Source organism: Bdellovibrio sp. CKG001 (genome assembly GCF_055397465.1).
In genome coordinates this window covers 3,302,674-3,320,368 of record NZ_AP029173.1, presented here as the reverse complement: position 1 = coordinate 3,320,368, position 17,695 = coordinate 3,302,674, and the positions used below count along the sequence as shown (strand labels likewise).

Here is a 17,695-nt window from a genome sequence, read left to right as displayed (position 1 = left end):
AAGATGTCTGATTCATTCTTTAAGTGGGATCAAAGTCGACTGACGACTCATGTGGATGCCATGGACAATGAGCACAAAAAGCTGATTGAAATCATGAACAAGCTTTACGATCGCAACGAAAACAAAGCGGGCAAGGCTGAGCTTGCGGCGATTGTGCGTGAGCTTGCCAGTTGGACGGTGACTCACTTTGAACACGAGGAAAAGTTTTTCGATACACTTCCGTATTCTCATGCGACTGTTCATAAAAAAATCCACCGGGATCTGATCGAGCGACTGAAAGGCCATCAGGCAGAGTTTGAAAAGACGGACACCTTGTCTCAAGCCTTCTTTCAGTTCCTAAAGACCTGGCTGACCGCTCATATTATGGGTATTGACACCAAGTACGGCGAAATTGCAGCCAAGAAGTCGGCCTAAAGAATGTGAAATGCACCTCAAGAGGGTGCATTTCCTGTTTTAGAATCCGCCTTTTTCCAGCAGACTGACCAAGGAATTTGCCTGGGGTTTGATGGGAAGTTCCAGATGATAGATCAAACCTCCTCCGCCGGCTTGCGGGACACTTTCGTACTTGTCGTTGGTGATTCTTCCGACAAGTGCCTTTTGTGTGCCCTCCGGAGAGATGATTTCAATCTCCTCCCCGGGGCGCAGGCGGTGCCGGGCCTCAATCTTTACAAATCCCGGCTGATCTGAATCGCCAATCACGACACCTGCAAACTTCTGACTGTAGTTTCTGGAGGTTGAGTGGCGGTATTCCTGGGCATGATGGCTGAGGTTTCCAGCCACAAAACCTTTGTGGTAGCCACGGTTGGCTATCTTATCCAGCTCCAGCAGCAAACTGCGATCAAACTCTTTACCCGCCATCATATCATCAATGGCTTTACGGTAAATGCGTGAAACCATCGCAGCATAGTAGATGGATTTTGTACGTCCCTCGACTTTGAAGGAACACACCCCGGCGTCGCGCAGTTCGCGCAGATGCTCGATCACGCACAAATCCTTGGCGTTCATGATATAGGTGCCGTTTTCGTCTTCATCGATCTGGTAGAACTGGCCTTTGTTGCGCAAGTCCTCCAGATAGAACTCCTCTTCTTTGCTGGTGTCGGCTTTGTAGATATTGTAGCCATAACGGCAGCTATTGTCGCAAACCCCCTGATTGGCATCTCGATAACTCATGTAGTGTGACAGCAGGCATCGGCCCGAGTAGGCGATGCAGATCGAGCCGTGCACGAAGGCTTCCAGCTCGATGTCGGGCACACGCTCGTGGATCTCTTTGATTTCCTCCAGGCGCAGTTCGCGGCTTAGGATGATGCGGGTGGCACCCTGTTGCTGCCAGAACTTCACGCTTTGCCAGTTCATGCAATTGGATTGAACGCTCAGGTGGATGTTGACATCGGGATCCACTTCTTTGGCGATCATCATCAGGCCGGGGTCGCTCATGATGAAGGCATCCGGTTTCAGATTCACCCATTTTTTGAAGTTTTCGCGGAAGGATTTCAGCTTCAGATTTCGGGCAAAAATATTGGCCGTGACATAGATCTGTTTTCCATTCTCGCGAGCGAATTGAATTCCTTTTTCCAGATCCTCAAAGGTCATTTCATTTTCGCGGGCGCGCAGACTAAAAAGCGGGACTCCGACGTAAACTGCGTCGGCACCGAAGTTGTAAGCGTACTTTAGCTTTTCAAGAGAGCCTGCTGGCATTAGAAGTTCCGGACTCATTCCAACCCCTTTTGGTATTGATTCGAGGGGAGGTTCTAATCCTTTCGCAGCGTGAACTCAACGGAGGGGATGAAAAATACAACCCTGGGGTTGAGGACCGGGCTTTGCAGCCAGGTCCTTTTTTCTTAGATGGATTCCTTGTGCTCTTCCACCAGACTTAAAAGTTTGGCGTAAAGATCCATTTTGACTGCGGGGGTGGCCAGTTGGTCACGATAGAATCGGCTGACCGGAATCTCGGGCATGCCGTTTTGCTCATAAACCAGCTTGTCGACGATTTTCTGAATCTGCTCCATCGGAAGACCTTTTTTCTTTTCGGTGATGATTTCCTCAACCATCTCGATCAAGGCATTTCCGGTGATGCGTTTATCAGAATTCAGTTTTTCGGCTCGTTCGCAGATTCCTTTTAGGATATGTTCCGGTTTGTTGCGACCAGCGGCGGTTTCCACCAGTTCGCGATAGACACGTTGGAAGGCCTCGATATGACGGCGCTGTTTTTCGCCCATGCGAGCGTCGCGGGATTTGGCAAAACCTGAAAGCACGGTCTTAAAGAAAGTGTTTTCCGTCATCCAGCGTTTTTCAAAAGGAAGCGGGCTTTCCATCAGGAAGCGCGGATAGTCCTTCATCAGGGTGCGCATGTTGTAAAGAGCCGGATGATTGACACCGTCGGCGACTTTTTCGGTGTTGCCGCTGACTTTGGCTCTTTCAAAGAACGAGAATTCTTTATCGAAGCGCTCAAACAAACCGTCTTTGGCCATGATATGACTGCGCTGGGTTTCGTTGAAGCCCATACGATATAACAGACGTTCAGCGCGCTTCTGATCAAAGACCTTGTTGAAGTTCAGCACTGCCGAATGCTGGGCGAACTCTCGCAAAGGTTTTTTCTTTTTTGTCTTCAGATAGTCGGCCATTTGAGCAAAGACCTGCACAATCAGACGGGCCTTTTGCTTTTGTTCGTTCAGATTGGTTGAGAATCTTTCCACATCGTCGTAGCGGTATTTATCGTGGCGGATTCCAAACTGGCGAACACTGCCATAATCGATGATACCGGCATCGGCCAACACATTGTCGCCGTCCCAGTCCAGCCATGCGAAGATATAGTCCGTATCCAGAATAGCTGTGAATTCACCGAAGGATTTGGAAATCTCGATCAGCATTTCATCGTATCTTCCCGAACCTTTTGCCTTGATGTCCCAGACTCTGTTATCAATCTGTCGATCAATCATATAGTCGGTTGCCGCTTTCAGGTTGTCCCAGCGTTCCTGCTTCAGATATAGGAACAAGTGCGCCGGACGGATCAGATTTCGCGCAGCGCGAACACCGATGCCGTAACCTTTGCCCAGATCAATCACACACAGCATGCGCTCTGTGCCGATGCCTTGCAGGTGCATGACTTCAGCCAGGATGGAGGCACCTAAAAGCTCGTCGATTTCAGCCAGGCCGCAGCCATAGCCAAACTCGGTGCCACCGGTTTTCAAAGGTTTCTGGGCCTGAACTGCTCCAGGGGCAAGACAGGTCACGCCCGTGCCACGGCTGGATACATCCCAAGTGGTGCCGCGGTGATAGACAGTTCCGTTCCAGATGCCGCGGCCATCGCCGGATGTTTTACCCTGCTTGTTGCTGTGTTGCAGTTGCAGATAGCGGGTGGCCATGTATTTGTGAGGACGAATGGTGGCGGGATCAATGCGACGCTGAGTAAGTTCGTCGTATTCGTTGATGATCTGCAAAGAGAAAGTTTCTATGAGTTTTTGTTGCAGCTCTTCGCTCATCTGATGGGGGTGATCAGGTGGGATCAGTCCCATTTCTTTTGCGAGTATGAAGTTGAAGTAAGCGACCTTGCCCGTGTTGAGTTCCCGAACCCTGTAGGAAACAAACCCGTCTTTGACTGCATCCATCCAAGGATGCACACCATTAAGTTGATCGAAAGACGAATAGAAGTTCGTCAGTTGCTGTAACTTTCGAGTGCCACTATGTTTCATCGTCATGTTGCTTCCACCATCCTTGTAGAAAAATGAGACACTCTCCATATCGGCAAGACTGGCCTGCACTTTAATATTAAGCCCTAAAAAAGTTCTTCCGAATACTAGACTGGACATAATAAGGGGAAACAATGAAGACATCTGGCTTTTTACTTCTGGTGCTGATCTCAACAACTTCGTTTGCCTTCAAAGGGTCACCCCCAGGAAAGCTTCTGCGCCCGCAGTTCACGGCGGCTCCGGCCTGTGGCAGCCGACCCGAGTTTCTGACTGAGCTTCGCAGCGAGCTTGTAGGCTCCCTGAAACGCTTACCAGAAACGGTTTTGGTGGCGCGTGATGTGGAATACTATGTGGAAAGCACCTCTGGCGCGGAAAAGACTCGTTTGCATGGCTATCAGTCCTTTTTAAAGAGCTCCAGTGCCGCGCAAATCCTTTGTGGTAATGTTTCTCAGGACCTTGGCCAGAGGTTTTCTTTATTGGCACCGACCTTGATCGACACGCATAAAAAACATCGCGTCGGCCAGAGTCTTTGGCAGTTTCAGCTGCTGACAGAAGCTCAGCGCTTTTCCTTCTGGAACCTGAAGAGTGCAGCGATGCCTCAGGGGGAAAATCTGGAAGAGTGGCTGGAAGCCAGCGGTGCGCAGTACAAGATCTATCAAAGATCTCACTCCGAGTTTGAACTGATGCTGGTCAAGAAAGAGGGAGACACGTCCCAGTATTTGTCAGTTCGCTACGATGCTGTGCCGTTCAGGCCTTAAGTCGATCAAAACCTGCGGCGAAAATAGCCGGGGTACTCCAGCACCAGACAATCTTTATCCACCTTGAGGTCCGCACTAAAGTGGACCTCTTTTGTTTTTGCGTCGATGGATTCAAAGCGATAGATGCTTTGCTCGGCACCCACCTGAAGCTCTGTGTAGCGTTGTGTGGCGATCTTTGTTTTAAACTGAAGAGCATCCACCCAGGTGACTTCCAGCTCGTAAACCTGCAGGAACTGCGAGCGCATCCATTGAATCGGCAGGGTGTTGGTGAAGGGGGAGGGATAGATGTCCACGAATAGAGATTCAATCAGGTCCGAGGTGCCAACTTTCTTGCTTGGTTCTGTCAGGGAATGAACGTGATAGTTTTGCACGCTGTAGGAATCGTCCAGGGTGATGCTGTACTTGATTCGTTGCAGTTTTCCATTGGCGTCAGGACAGACCAGCAGCGAGTCTGCGAAGATATTCTCGCCTGATTTCTTTATGACCAAATGCTCAAAACCCGGTCCCTGAAGGGATTCCCAGACAACGTCCTGCAGATGCATTTTCACCTCACAAAGAATCATAACACAGTGGGAAGGGATTGCCGGGTCAAAATTTGGGGGGAAATGACGATGTTTTGGACAGCTCAGTTTTTTGCTTCACGCTGAGATAGCCTCTCCGATAAGTAGGGCAGAGGTTGGTTTTTTTATGGGATCCGCATCCATTCTTAGGACATTGCTTGTTCGTTACGGGGTTGAGATCGGCCTTTTGGGTTTGATGGCCCTGGGATACCTGACCTTTCAGCGTCCAGAACTGCTGCAGCTGAGTCAGTATTCAGAGCGCCCCAAAACTGAACTGGCTGATGTTCTGAACAATGTGGAAAGTGTTGTTGCCCGCGCGGATCATTTTCATAAGGTTTTTTTGAGAACCCGAAATGCTCAGGACCTGCAGGAGTACAATGAAAGTATCTCGTCCTTGAATGGGCAGTTGGCGCGTTTGTCGCTAGCCACTAAAAAAGATCCCCCCGTTCAAGCGGAAGCGGTGAAGCTGGGGCATCTGATTCGTCAGCACATCGAAGCGGCCAACGGTCAAATGACAAATCCTGGGCGCAAACCTGCCCAGGCGCAAGAGTCCCTCGAGAAAACCAAATATCAAATTCAGCATCAACTTATCGAAATGAAAGCGGCTTCAGCGCCCTTGCGGTTCAAGCCGACCTCCCAGGGGCTTCAATTTTTGTGGGGTCTGGGGGCTGCGGTTTTTCTGATTCTGGTCAGTCGTGTGCTGCAAAGAAAAGAGCTACGGCAGCGGATGCAGCTTACGCAGAATCTGGAGGGAAAATCCATTCTGCTGGACACAATCTTGAACAGTATGAGCGAAGCCCTGATCGTGGTTGATCAAAATGGCTGGTTCACGCATTACAATGCGGCCGCGCAAAGAATCATCGGATCCAAAATCAAAGAAATTTCCACTGAATCCAGTGTGGAGGCCCTGGGCTTCTATAGTCCTGAAGAAGGGCGTCCCTACACACGCAAAGAGCTTCCTTTGTATCGCGCCTTAAGTGGTGACCGAGTGGATGATCTGGAAATCTTTGTGCAGAATCAGGAGCATCCTGATGGCATGTATATTTCTTTAAGCAGCCGCCCGTTGAATGACATTGACGGTGGAATCTCTGGCGCTTTGATCGTCTTTAAAGATATCAGTCGGCGTAAGATGGTGGAACAAGAATGGATCAGGGCGCGGGAGGCGGCGGTCGAGGCTTCGCAGAAAAAATCGGACTTCCTGGCAGCGATGAGCCACGAGATTCGCACCCCCATGAACGGTGTGATCGGGATGACGACACTTTTGCGTGACACCCACCTGGACCCGGAACAGCAGGATTATGTGGGGAACATCAAACGTTCGGCAGAGTCTTTATTGATGTTGATTAACGATCTTTTGGATCATTCCAAAATTGAAGCCGGAAAAATCCGTTTGGAGCCGCAGCCGCTGGATCTGCAGTTCCTGGTTGAGGATGTGCTCGAGATGTTTAAGCCCACCACCGCGGAAAAAAATATCGGCCTGGAATGTCGTTTTGATGGAAGAGTGTCATGGCACTATCGGGGGGATGGCGGAAGGTTGCGCCAGATTCTGGTGAACCTGATTGGGAATGCAGTGAAGTTCACTGAAAAAGGTTTTGTTCGTATCGAGGTTTCCAGTCGCGGTGATCATGACGGAAGAACCGCTTTGTTGTTTGAAATTAAAGACACCGGGCAGGGATTGCAAGAGCACGAAAAGAAGTCGTTGTTCCAGAAATACTTCCAGGCTGGTGCCGGGATGAAGTTTGGCGGAACGGGCCTGGGCCTTTCTATCTGTAAACAGCTGGTGGATCTGATGGGCGGAACTATCGGTGTGGAAAGTGTGCCCGGTGTAGGCTCAAATTTTTGGTTTCAGGTGGAACTCCCTGTCTGTGCGGAAGATGAATTGACACAATCCTCGGAAACGCGTTTTGCAAAAATCTTCCGAGGTCATGTTTTGGTGGCCGAAGACCAGGTGGTCAATCAACGTGTGGCAGAGTCTTATCTGCGCAAGCTGGGTTTGACTGTGGATATTGCAGGCAATGGCGAAATCGCTTTGAAGAAGCTTCAGGAGCAGAATTACGATCTGGTCTTTATGGATTGTCAGATGCCAGTGATGAATGGCTATCAGGCCACACGTCAACTGCGCCTGTTGGAAAACACGAAAGCTCGCAAAACCCCGGTGATTGCCCTGACCGCGGAGGGAACCAGCGGTGAGCGCAAGTCCTGCTTCGAAGCGGGGATGGATGACTTTTTGACGAAGCCTTTGGAGCTTCATAGACTGATCGAGGTTTTACACCGGTGGAACAAACCCACGGAAAAAACTTTGGATCTGAAGGCTTTGCAAAACCTGAAGGATCTGGTGTCACAGGATCGTGATCTGACGGATGTTTTAATTGAAGATCTGGAACAGTCCGGCCCGGCTTTGTTGCATGAGATTCGCGAGGGCATCAACCAATCCAACCGGGAGCGGGTTTCTGAAGCTGCCCATGCCCTGAAATCCAGCTCGGCAACACTGGGAGCCAAGACTGTGGCTGAACTATGTCAGAAGTTGGAAGACATCGAAGACTTTGTGGAGGCCGAATTCCTGCTCAAACAAGTGGAGCGAAAGTTCTTTGAAAGCTTGTCGGAACTAAAAATGTACTCTGCCAGAACGAAGGTGGCGTGAAATGGCAAAGATACTGATTGTGGATGATCAAAAAAGTGTCCTGCTGACTTTGGAGGCTTTGCTTCTGAAGGACAATCATATTGTCACGTCCTGTACGAATTCCATCGATGCTTTGGATCGCCTGACCACTGAGCCGTTTGATTTGATGATCACGGACGCCATCATGCCGGGGGGCGCGACGGGCTACGCCCTGATTCGCACCGTTCGCAACAATCCCCAGATTGCCAAGATGCCGGTGATTCTTTTGACCGGAAAGCGCGAAAAGGCGGATGTTGAAAAAGGCATTGAGTCCGGTGCGAACGACTATGCGGTCAAACCGATTGATCCCGAACTGTTGCTGGCCAAAATTAAAAATCTTCTGGCGAAAAGCGAAAAAGACACAGCTCACTTTGTGGAAGCTCCGGTTTATGTCAAAGCCGAATGGGAAACCAAGACGGAAATTATGACTGTTTCTGAGCTGGGCATGGTGATTAAGTCCAATGTGCCGATGCCGCTAGGTATGGTTTTGCGTCTGTCGAGCAGTCTTTATGATGATATTGGAATCAGTAAGATGCCCTTACGGATCACGGCTTGCGAGGAAACCAAAACAACGACGGAGACATTCTACCGTATTCAAGTTCACTTTGTTGGACTGACGGAAAAAGAACTGACGCCGTTGCGCCTGTGGATTCGCTCAAAAAAACTATGAACCTTTAAGTACTGTTGCAAAGCCACCATATGGCGTGCGCAGATTCGTCACCTGTCCTTGATACAGACGGGCCAAAATCAGCTGCATGCGCCCCTGGTAAGCATAACAGCGCAAATCGTACTTGAAGGCCTGCGGCCCCTCGGGCGTTTCAAAAGTCTGCTCCGGTGCCGGAACAAACTCTTGTGCGATCATGTCGTGGCCGACGATCTTGTCAAAAGCACTTCGACTGATGGAAGAACCACGATAAGACTGCTTCGAGCCGAAAGCATTTTTTGGCTTGAAGAAGAATCTTTTGCGATCGGCCCAAAGCTCCGCCGCCTTGGACTCGCAGACGTCGTAGGACTCGGGGACGGAAGTGCGGATCAGGTCCAGATCCGAACCTGACAGTCCTTGAGCTTCCAGGAAGCCCGGGACACCCCAGTCAATCAGACGCTGCTTATCAGCCAGCATCAGATATTCAAATGGATTCGGAGACAGACAGACAGCACCGTTCAGGAACTTTTCGCGCAGAACGGAGCTAGAAGGCTCGGTCAGGAAGAAATCCGTGTAACGGTTGTAAATAAAGTCCGGCGAAAAGTCCTTGAACAGATCGCGATAGTCCACAATGCGGGAATCCCAACCATAGGATTTAAACAACTCATTGTAAGCCAGGAATTCCACAAACAAACGTTGCTGAGAAGGGGTTTCGTCAGTGATCGCCACTTTGAGGGGGGCCGACACTGTCTTACCCTGCAAGGACATCTCTGTTTCAATCATGTGGCGGATTTCATCGCGCGTGAAGTCTGCCACTGGCAGGGGATGACCTTTCATCTGGTACATTTCATAGCCCAGAATCAGGAAGGCTGCATTGGTGTTCACCTCGATAAGCTTCAGATTCTGATGCTCATCCAGGTGAAAATCATAGCTCATCATGATCGACTTGTTGCCCGGGTCTTTCAGACCTTTTTCTGCGATCAGATTATCGTAGTGTTTCAGATATGAAGACTGTTCACGCAGATTAAAAAGCAAAGAAACAATTTTTTCGGCTTTTTTGATCACGGTTTCAGGCAGGGTGACGGTAAAGGGAGAAATCAGATTTTCGGAAACCAGATCCTCAAGAGGCTCGTTGGCAAGCCCCTTGTAAGAAGAACGAAGCTGTTGGATGAAATCAGCTTTCAAGTTCATGGTTATTTCAGTGGTGTGATGTGATCATCACCGGCTTTCCATCCCGCCTGGCAAAGCTCGCCGCTTTGACAGCCTTGAAGAACGCGCAGAATTTCTTTCGCGTCGCGACCCACGGACGTGTTGTGAATGCCCATGTACTGAATTTTTTGATCCGGATCGATGATGAAGGTGCCGCGAGTCGCGATACCACGTTCTTCAAACAAGACACCGTAATCGCGGGCGATACGCTTTGTCAGATCCGCCATCAAAGGATAACCCAGGTTGCCCAGATCATCTCGCAACCAGCGTTTGTGAGAATGAACAGAGTCCACGCTGCAGCCAATGACTGTGGCTCCAGCTTTTTGGAAAGATGTGATGTGTTCACGGAACTGAGTCAACTCTGTGGGGCAGACGAATGTGAAGTCCAAAGGATAGAAGAACAGGACAACCCATTTTCCTTTGAAGTCATTTAGGGAAATGTCACGAACTTCACCTCCATCAAAAACAGCCTGTGCGGTGAATTGTGGAGCGGGTTGATTAATCATTGGCATACAGAAGTCTCCTTGCTATTAATTGATGCCTTTGGTGGGCCTTAAAAGGCAAGGAGAAACTGTGAAAATCGTCTCTTGGAATGTGAATGGAATTAGAGCTTGTTACAAGAAGGGATTGATGGATTTTTTAAACACGGAAAAACCGGATATTTTCTGTGTTCAGGAAACAAAAGCTCACATTGATCAGGTTGAGACCGAAACACGCACGCTGCGCTGGGAGCACTCCTACTGGTCCTCGGCCCAACGCAAAGGTTATTCCGGTGTGGCCACGTTCACACACACACCTCCAGCAAATGTGCAGTATCACTTTAATGCGATTCCTGACTATGAGTCCGAAGGACGTATTGTGATGACAGACCATGGTCATTTTGATCTTTACAACATCTATTTCCCCAACGGGGGATCAGGCATTGAACGTCACAACTTCAAACAGCAGTTTTTGAAGGATCTCAACCTTCACCTGAAGGAAAAATTGCAGACGGGTCGTCAGGTGATTGTGGTGGGGGATTACAACGTGGCTCACGAAAATATCGACGTATTTGATCCGGTTCGTCTGTCGAAGGAAAGCGGTTTTTTGCCAGAAGAACGTGTTTGGTTTGATCAGTTCCTGGAGCTGGGCTTTATCGACACCTTCCGTTATTTCAAACCCACCGAAGCAAAGCGTTATTCCTGGTGGGATATGCGCACTTTCGGCCGCATTGCCAATCGCGGTTGGCGCATTGACTATGTTTGTATTTCAAAAGGTCTTGAGAAATACCTGTCTTCAGCGGATATTCTCGAACAAGTTGAGGGCTCTGATCACTGTCCGGTCGTAGCCACATTGGACTTTTAATCCGAAGGAGTCCCCATGCTGATGATTCCATTTCCTTTTGTGATAGCCGAGCTGGTGATTTTCATTCTGGCGGTTCAGAAGTGGGGCTTTCTGAACACGTTGGGTTTGTACTTGTTGCCTTGTCTTCTTGGTTTTTTGATCGTGGCAACAGTCGGGCGTCTGGCGATGATGAATCTGCAAACCTCGATGATGCGGGGGCAGCTGCCTGCGAATAAGATTTTGCATTCCGGGGCCATATTTATTTCTGGTTTGCTGTTCTTGATTCCGTCTTTTTTTGCACGAGTGGCGGCCGTGGTGCTGTTCCTGCCGGGTCTTCGTCATTTTGCTATCTGGAGATTTAAGTTCTATATGGCCAAGAAGATGGCTCAAGGGTCCGCGCGAGTGTTTAACTTTGGCGGCCCCTTCGGATTTGGCGCGGGCATGGGGACGGGCGGCGGTCCAAACAGCTCAGGTGGCTTTAGGTACTATGAGTTCCGCAATAATGGGACCGGTTTTGAGGAAGTGCGTGAGGAGCGGGAGATCAACGCAGAAGTTCTGGATGTAACCCCGTTGGAGATTACTCACGACACGAAGAGCGAAAAAAACAACCCAAACGGAGAGAGTTGATTCAGCACCCTTGAAAAAGTGGGAATAAAAAAAGCGAAATGAGGAGTCTCATTTCGCTTTTTGTTTTTCTGGCGTTGGTGAAAACTAGCGAGAAACGACGCGGCCGCCTTTGGATTGGTTTGAAACCACCGGGCCGAAGTATTTGCGGAACATGGATTGTCCCAGGTGCGCTGACTTGACCGTCCAGAACTTTTTGTTCACGGTGATGGCGGCCACAGCGATCTTGCGTTCGTCATCCAAGGCGTAGCCGACAAACCAGTCTGTGCGGCCACGAGGATTGTCACCGGTAAGGTGTCCCGTCTTGCCACCCATTTCAATTTCACGGAATTTGCGGTCTTTGGTGATGGGGCGGAAGGAACGACGGGAAGTTCCCGCGATCACAGTGCGCTCCATCAGTTCACGAACTTTTGCTGCGGACTCTTTTGTCATGATGTGACCGTTGTTCAAAGTTGCGCCTTCGTACAGCGGTTGACCTTTTTCATCCGTCATGGTGCGAACCAGATAAGGAACCACGACCTGACCATCGTTAGCGACAGAGGCGGCGATCATCGCACCCTGAACCGGGCTCATGCGGTTGGTTTTATTATAGCCGGAAGCCACTTCGGCCATTTCAAAACCCTTGCCAGGAGGAACGTAGGCCACACCCATCTCAACCGGGAAGTCTGCGGGGATTTCCTGATTGAACATGAAGCGGTTGGCGTATTCGTTGAGATCTTCGGGGTGAAGATTCTCGATGCTCAAGCGACCAAATGCGGTGTTAATAGAGCGAGCGAAGGCGTCTTTCAGGGTGATCACATTGGTCCAACGGGTCACTTTGTCAGAAAGAACGTTTTTCTTGTAAAGTGTGTAAGCGCCGCCATTGTAGCGGATCTTGTGTTCCGGGCTGACGCCAGCCTTATCCACGGCCGCGGTGGCGGTCACAACTTTAAATACGGAAGCCGCCGGGAAAGTAGCTTGCAGATTCAGATTCGGAGCATGAGCATCGTCGCGCTGATAGCTGGACATTGCCAGAACCTCGCCCGTCATGGCGTCGATCATAAAGATGGCGCCGTAATCGGGTTTGTAGGCTTTTAAAAGGCGATCCGCTTCGCGCTGAAGAGATTCATCAATCGTGTAGCTGATTTTGACGGCCTGGTTGTCGCCATTCCAAGGGAGTTTAAGAGACTCTGGAAGGTTGTTTGCACGAATCTTTTCACCAAGAGCTTTGGCAAGCTGAGTGCGCTGTTCAAGTTGGGATTGGATCTTCTGATGAGCTTGAGCTTCCTGACTGTCGGCAGAGGACGTGAAACCCAGAAGAGAGTAAAGGCCTATCAGGCTGGCTCCAGAAAAAACGAGCAGTTTTAGTAACTTAGATTTGTTTTTAGATAACATTGTTTTATGGTAGCACCAATTTTTTAACGCTTTCAAGAGCATTCTCAGAAGAAGGCGCGGGAAATGCCATTCTGGTGCGCTTTTCGGGGCATTCTTGCGTGACTCTCGAGGGGACTTGGACTAAAGACTAATATACATGAAGACCAAAGAACGCATTCTCGTTACCTCCATTGAACTCTTCAATCGCAGCGGTGTGGTGGCGATCACGACCAATCACATCGCCAAGGCCATGGATATCAGCCCAGGCAACCTCTATTTTCACTATGACAACAAAGAAGAGATCCTGATTGAGCTGTTTAAGAGAATGGCGAAAGAGACCTACGATGTTTGGCGCCCCAGCCGCACCAAGAAATACACGCCGTTGGCCTTCATCAGCGACAACTTTGATCTGTACTGGCGCTATCGCTTCTTCCATCGGGAAATGTACGCCCTTCGCCGTAAGGATCAGCAGCTGGCGAAGATGTGGCGCAACCATATCCAGAAAATGATGAAGCTGATGGTCATCCTTTACCGCCAATGGGTGAAGGACGGCAAAATGATCAAGATCGCCGAAGTCTCTGAAATGCAGTACATCGCTGAATCCCTGTTGGCGATGGCGACCACCTTCCTGCAGTTCTTTGAATCCGCAGAAAAACAGCCCGGAAAGCGCAGTATCGAGCGTGGTAAACGCCACGTGGCCCGTCTGCTTTTGCCCTACACAGCTGGCGAAACCAAGAACGAGTTTGAAAAATTTCTAAAGTCCTAGCCTAAAATGTCACCTGAGATCGAATATAAGCCGATCTCAGCTGGCAAACTCATTGCTTTAGGTCAGAGTCATCGACACGAAAGGCTCTGACATGAAAACGATTGCTTCCTTCTTTGCAGTTCTTCTTTTTGCTTCCAACTCTATGGCTGCAAGTCAGTGTGCTGAGCTGAAAGCGGAACTGAAAGCCATGCAAAAGGCGCAACAGCAGATCATGGCAAGTCTTGTGAGCAATCACGAAACTTTCGCATCTTCGATGGAAGAATATTCTGTATCTGTGAAATCGGCGCAGGGGGCGACCGTCAAGTCAGTTTCTCAGGATATGGATGATTCCGCCCAAGCCTTCCGCAAGCGCGGTGTTCAGGGGAAAAAAATGGCTGCTCAGCTCAACAACGCCACGGGGGATTTGTTGGCTCGAGTGGCTTCCTGTCTTAAGTAATTAAGACGTTATTTTATAAATACATCCTGTGGGATGGGCTTCTCGGGGGAGAGTCCATTCTGAACTCGAAGGCGACCGAATTGAAGTAGGTCGCCTTTTCTTTTGATTTTCGGCGGTCCCGCCTGTGTCGATGCGCAGTTTTTCTGAATCAGTTTGAGAAAATGGGGGCTCTTCAGGGGCCTGCTCTTTTCTTTTCTTTAAGCCTAAGGCTAGAATATAACGCGTTGCAATTATGAGGCTGGATGTAATCAAGCTTCAGGTTATAATTGTAAGAAGATGACTTAAGAATGAAAAACTGCGGTCGTCCGCTATGGCGCTTCCATGGCCACAGTCAGGGAATCGTTAGGGTTTACAACGCTTTATTTAATTTTAAGTTAATGTAAGATTTTTTACTTGCAAATTTTACAGGTGTAGAACTTAATAGGTCAGTTCCAAATTGGCACTTAAGCTGGAAGGAACTCGAGGGGGCAATATGGCTATCTCTGAAAAGCTTGTCAGCGAATGCAGACACAGACTTTTGCAAACGAAGCAAGATATCCTCAACAGAGTGAAAGAAGCTCGTTTGAACTTGGATCAGAATGAGGAAAAAGGCGGGGACGAAGGGGATCAAACCGTTCGTGTACTGGCGGAACAAGAATTCCTCAGCATGCATGAAAGAATGCGTGGTCAATTGATGGAAGTTGAAAGCGCTCTAGCTCGCATTGAGGGCGGAACTTTCGGTTACTGTGAAGAAACCGAAGAGCCTATCGAGCCGGAAAGACTTCTGGCAATTCCTTGGACTCGCCTAAGCATCGAAGGTGCTGAGATTCGCGAATCCATGAACAAGCGCTACGCTCGCTAGTTTCTGCATTAGCAGCGATATAATAGTTTTAGAATTTCTCGAGGGGAAAAGGGGATGGGCACGAGTGTGCAGCATCCCCTTTGTTTTTGGGGGCGGTCGACGAAAATAGCCCCTTCGACTGCGTTGTCGGTGGCTGTCCTCGCTTCGACGTGCTTGGAGCACGCCTGCGCGCTGCGGGAGCCGCCTCCGCCTTGCGCCTGGGCTATTTTGATCAACCTTTCAAGTTTGTTCTGTGAATACCTGTAAAATTACCATGAGTTAACTCATTGCGTTGGTGGTGAGGGTGGGGTGTGCTATAAGCGCCTCATTCAAAAGTCATTAATAAGGAGTTAAACGATGAAAGTTCTTTCTGTTGTGGCGGCATTGTTGGTCACATCTTCTGCTCAAGCCTGGAGTGATAAATACGTAGACGTTAAAAATGGTCGCACCGTGGCGGTTGAGGCTGTGGGCGCTTCCAGCCAGGATGGCATTGTTTCCTTGCGCGTGGTTGTTAAAAACCAAGCTTTGAACTTGATTGATCCAAAAGCGGTGGTGACCTCTGAGCAAGACGGTTTCACTTGTGATGTTCAGCGCGTGATCCTTTTGAACAGCTCATTTGATTCTGCAACGAAGACATTTACACAAGATTATGAAGTGAAAGTGGCTTGGACTCCGGGTGCGGACTGGAGCTCTTGCACAGTTCAGGTGTTCCATCCCTCTTTGCAGTCCAACAGTGTGGTTCTCTATGTTGAAGGCTCTGGATTGTCTCCAATCGAAGAGCGTCCCAGCGATTGGTACTAGTTCTTCTTTTGCATCTTAGTGAGTGAACTTAAAAACCGCCTGTTCAAGGGCGGTTTTTTTATTTCCGGTATTTAGCAAAGGTGAATTTGCGTTAAAGGCGGGGTTCGCCGGATCTTCAGGCAAAAGTCGAAGGCCACTGGCTGCCCTTGATCAGGATCTCTGCAAACTGCTCCAGTCCTTTTTGATCTTCAAGGTCGAAGCGATTCAGGTTTGGAGAGTCGATGTCTAATACTCCCAGAAGCCGCCCTTCATGAATCAGGGGGATCACAATTTCAGAGCGTGAAGCGCTGTCACACACGATATGCCCCGGGAACTGATCCACATCGGCGACAAGTTGAGTTTGTAATGTCTTCGCCGCAGTCCCGCAGACACCTTTGCCGATTGCAATGCGGGTGCAGGCGGGAAGTCCCTGGAACGAGCTCAGCAGTAATTCGTTGTTGTGATACAAATAGAATCCGACCCAGTTGATGTCGGGCAAATGCTGATTCAACAGCGCAGCGAAATTTGCAAGATTCACAAACCATTCATTTTCACGAAGACCCTGCGCCTCGGAAAGAAGTTCTGAATAAAATTTGGCTTTATTGGCATAGCTGATTCTGTTGGATTGATGCATGAACGAAGGTTATCACAAAAGTGGAATTGATTAAAGGAGCTGCCGCAGGGGGCAGCTCAGTATCTGTACTTAGCCGCGATCGAATTCTTTTAGAGCGGATTTCACTTTGTCACAATCTGCTTTGACCTTTGTACTTTCAATGGTCGTTTCCTTGTAATCCAGTTTAGCTTTGCATGAGACATCGCTGTGCTTGGCGAGGAATTGTTCGCAGGCGTTATGAACCACGCGAATTTGTGAGATGATTTCGGACTCAGAACTGCGAGAGGCAACTTTCATGTTCAGGAGGCTGGCCTCGAGGACAATATCATTATACCTAGAAACAAAATCCAAGCTGCAGTTGCCAGCTGAATCCATGCTCACATTCTGAGTGGGCACTGTGTGAACCTCGGCGCCACCGCTGCCCCCAGCGCATGCAGAAAGTGCCATCATTGCTGCCAGAACGCCCAAAAGTTTGATTGTTGTTTTCATATTACTACCCCTTATTCCGTCCCAAATCCAAGAATCCAGAACTTGATTTAAGAAAATGAGCCGGAATTCTTGGTCCGGACCGCGTATATCCCATTTGGATTACTCGGAGGACCTAAAGAGCAAGGGGGGTGCCACGAGTTGTGGCACAAGATCAGATATTAGAACCTACGGATTAAACCCACGACGATACCGCGGATAGAGACTTCGTCCGGGGAGTACCACATGGATTTCATTGAGGAGTTGGACGGACGTAGCTCCACCATTTTATCTGCGGCCCCAGTTTCCGGGCGGGGACGCAGATAAAAGCGCTTCACGGTGGCTTCGTTATCTACAGTCGCCACGATGATATCGCCGTTGTTGGCAGAATCTTGTTTCTGAATCAGGATGATGTCTTCATCAAAGATCCCGTCTTCAATCATGGAATCACCCTGCACCTTCAGTGCAAAGGACTTGGAAGGATTTCTGACCATGGAAGGGGGAACGTCCACGAACTCGTCGTGTTTGATGGCTTCGATAGGTTGGCCCGCCGCCACTTTCCCGAGAAGGGGAAGTGACAGGACCTCATCACGAGCCTGGAGGAGCTGAGTGCGAGGAGATCCTGTCTTCGTCGAGACTGATTTCGATTGCAGATGCTCTTGCACTGCCGAAGCAGAGTGAAGCACCTGAATGGCTCGCTTCAAGTTCTGGGGATTGGAAATGTATCCCTTATTCGTCAGCTGCTTCAGATAGTTCTGAACAGAGTTGAACGAAGCCAGACCGAAGTGATCCTTGATTTCTTGATACGACGGTGAAACTCCTGAGCTTAGGATGTGCGCCTCGATAAACTCGAGAACGGATTTTTCTTTCGGCGTCAGTGGGGGGAGGGGCGTTTTCATCGTCATAACTTACATACGAACTTACAGTGTAAATTATATGTAAGTCAATAGGCTATTTTCAAAAAAAGAAAGGACCAGCCCAAGGGCCAGTCCTTCGTCCT

19 protein-coding genes are annotated in these 17,695 nt (G+C 49.3%); 10 read left to right on the top strand and 9 right to left on the bottom strand.

Annotated features, from left to right (window positions below; all coding sequences use genetic code 11):
• Nucleotides 1-3: 3 nt before the first annotated feature.
• Nucleotides 4-414 (top strand): bacteriohemerythrin, encoded by a 411-nt coding sequence (locus ACZ50P_RS15630; protein WP_464118668.1) that lies wholly within the window; start codon nucleotides 4-6, stop codon nucleotides 412-414.
• A gap of 39 nt (nucleotides 415-453) precedes the next feature.
• On the opposite strand, the gene ACZ50P_RS15625 is transcribed toward ACZ50P_RS15630, so the two are convergent.
• Nucleotides 454-1,713 (bottom strand): U32 family peptidase C-terminal domain-containing protein, encoded by a 1,260-nt coding sequence (locus ACZ50P_RS15625; protein ID WP_464132222.1) that lies wholly within the window; start codon nucleotides 1,711-1,713, stop codon nucleotides 454-456.
• Nucleotides 1,714-1,838: 125 nt separating this feature from the next.
• Nucleotides 1,839-3,695 (bottom strand): hypothetical protein, encoded by a 1,857-nt coding sequence (locus ACZ50P_RS15620; RefSeq protein WP_464132221.1) that lies wholly within the window; start codon nucleotides 3,693-3,695, stop codon nucleotides 1,839-1,841.
• A gap of 125 nt (nucleotides 3,696-3,820) precedes the next feature.
• Here ACZ50P_RS15620 and ACZ50P_RS15615 point away from each other — a divergent pair, with 125 nt between their 5' ends.
• Nucleotides 3,821-4,444 carry a hypothetical protein gene (locus tag ACZ50P_RS15615; protein ID WP_464132219.1) on the top strand — a complete coding sequence of 208 codons (624 nt, stop codon included), beginning with the start codon at nucleotides 3,821-3,823 and terminating at the stop codon, nucleotides 4,442-4,444.
• Nucleotides 4,445-4,449: 5 nt separating this feature from the next.
• Here ACZ50P_RS15615 and ACZ50P_RS15610 read toward each other — a convergent pair whose 3' ends face one another.
• Nucleotides 4,450-4,986, bottom strand: coding sequence for a putative glycolipid-binding domain-containing protein (locus ACZ50P_RS15610; RefSeq protein ID WP_464132217.1), 537 nt, complete (start codon nucleotides 4,984-4,986; stop codon nucleotides 4,450-4,452).
• Nucleotides 4,987-5,131: 145 nt separating this feature from the next.
• Here ACZ50P_RS15610 and ACZ50P_RS15605 point away from each other — a divergent pair, with 145 nt between their 5' ends.
• Nucleotides 5,132-7,645 (top strand): response regulator, encoded by a 2,514-nt coding sequence (locus ACZ50P_RS15605; protein WP_464132215.1) that lies wholly within the window; start codon nucleotides 5,132-5,134, stop codon nucleotides 7,643-7,645.
• Nucleotide 7,646: 1 nt separating this feature from the next.
• Nucleotides 7,647-8,333, top strand: coding sequence for a response regulator transcription factor (locus ACZ50P_RS15600; protein ID WP_464118662.1), 687 nt, complete (start codon nucleotides 7,647-7,649; stop codon nucleotides 8,331-8,333).
• Here ACZ50P_RS15600 and ACZ50P_RS15595 read toward each other — a convergent pair.
• Together ACZ50P_RS15595 and ACZ50P_RS15590 are read right to left on the bottom strand one after the other, a co-directional pair.
• Complete coding sequence (locus ACZ50P_RS15595) at nucleotides 8,328-9,497, bottom strand: hypothetical protein (protein ID WP_464132213.1); 1,170 nt, start codon at nucleotides 9,495-9,497, stop codon at nucleotides 8,328-8,330. The genes ACZ50P_RS15600 and ACZ50P_RS15595 overlap by 6 nt on opposite strands.
• A gap of 2 nt (nucleotides 9,498-9,499) precedes the next feature.
• On the bottom strand, nucleotides 9,500-10,027 hold the full coding sequence (locus tag ACZ50P_RS15590; protein WP_464132211.1) for a peroxiredoxin: 528 nt from the start codon (nucleotides 10,025-10,027) through the stop codon (nucleotides 9,500-9,502).
• Nucleotides 10,028-10,088: 61 nt separating this feature from the next.
• Between ACZ50P_RS15590 and ACZ50P_RS15585 the strand changes: the two genes are divergently transcribed.
• Together ACZ50P_RS15585 and ACZ50P_RS15580 are read left to right on the top strand one after the other, a co-directional pair.
• The gene (locus ACZ50P_RS15585; RefSeq protein ID WP_464118659.1) at nucleotides 10,089-10,859 is read left to right on the top strand and encodes an exodeoxyribonuclease III; all 771 of its coding nucleotides are present in this window, start codon (nucleotides 10,089-10,091) and stop codon (nucleotides 10,857-10,859) included.
• A 15-nt stretch (nucleotides 10,860-10,874) separates the two neighbouring features.
• Nucleotides 10,875-11,465, top strand: a complete 591-nt coding sequence (locus ACZ50P_RS15580) for an FxsA family protein (protein ID WP_464132210.1) — start codon at nucleotides 10,875-10,877, stop codon at nucleotides 11,463-11,465.
• A gap of 84 nt (nucleotides 11,466-11,549) precedes the next feature.
• Here ACZ50P_RS15580 and ACZ50P_RS15575 read toward each other — a convergent pair whose 3' ends face one another.
• Entirely contained in the window at nucleotides 11,550-12,836 is a 1,287-nt protein-coding gene (locus ACZ50P_RS15575; protein ID WP_464132209.1) for a penicillin-binding transpeptidase domain-containing protein, read from the bottom strand.
• A gap of 136 nt (nucleotides 12,837-12,972) precedes the next feature.
• On the opposite strand from ACZ50P_RS15575, the gene ACZ50P_RS15570 reads away from it, so the two are divergent.
• From ACZ50P_RS15570 to ACZ50P_RS15555, 4 genes are all read left to right on the top strand, one after another.
• Nucleotides 12,973-13,581, top strand: a complete 609-nt coding sequence (locus ACZ50P_RS15570) for a TetR/AcrR family transcriptional regulator (RefSeq protein ID WP_464118656.1) — start codon at nucleotides 12,973-12,975, stop codon at nucleotides 13,579-13,581.
• Nucleotides 13,582-13,672: 91 nt separating this feature from the next.
• Nucleotides 13,673-14,017, top strand: a complete 345-nt coding sequence (locus ACZ50P_RS15565) for a hypothetical protein (protein ID WP_464118655.1) — start codon at nucleotides 13,673-13,675, stop codon at nucleotides 14,015-14,017.
• 472 nt (nucleotides 14,018-14,489) lie between these two features.
• On the top strand, nucleotides 14,490-14,858 hold the full coding sequence (locus ACZ50P_RS15560) for a TraR/DksA family transcriptional regulator (RefSeq protein WP_262552809.1): 369 nt from the start codon (nucleotides 14,490-14,492) through the stop codon (nucleotides 14,856-14,858).
• A gap of 336 nt (nucleotides 14,859-15,194) precedes the next feature.
• Nucleotides 15,195-15,638: a hypothetical protein gene (locus ACZ50P_RS15555; protein WP_464132207.1), complete on the top strand. Its 444-nt coding sequence runs from the start codon at nucleotides 15,195-15,197 to the stop codon at nucleotides 15,636-15,638.
• A gap of 115 nt (nucleotides 15,639-15,753) precedes the next feature.
• Here the strand turns inward: ACZ50P_RS15555 and ACZ50P_RS15550 are convergent, their stop codons facing one another.
• From ACZ50P_RS15550 to lexA, 3 genes are all read right to left on the bottom strand, one after another.
• Nucleotides 15,754-16,251, bottom strand: coding sequence for a GAF domain-containing protein (locus tag ACZ50P_RS15550; protein WP_464132206.1), 498 nt, complete (start codon nucleotides 16,249-16,251; stop codon nucleotides 15,754-15,756).
• 69 nt (nucleotides 16,252-16,320) lie between these two features.
• Nucleotides 16,321-16,719, bottom strand: a complete 399-nt coding sequence (locus tag ACZ50P_RS15545; RefSeq protein WP_464132204.1) for a hypothetical protein — start codon at nucleotides 16,717-16,719, stop codon at nucleotides 16,321-16,323.
• Between the two features lie 158 nt (nucleotides 16,720-16,877).
• Nucleotides 16,878-17,594 carry a transcriptional repressor LexA gene (gene lexA / locus ACZ50P_RS15540; protein ID WP_464132202.1) on the bottom strand — a complete coding sequence of 239 codons (717 nt, stop codon included), beginning with the start codon at nucleotides 17,592-17,594 and terminating at the stop codon, nucleotides 16,878-16,880.
• Between the last annotated feature and the right edge of the window lie 101 nt (nucleotides 17,595-17,695).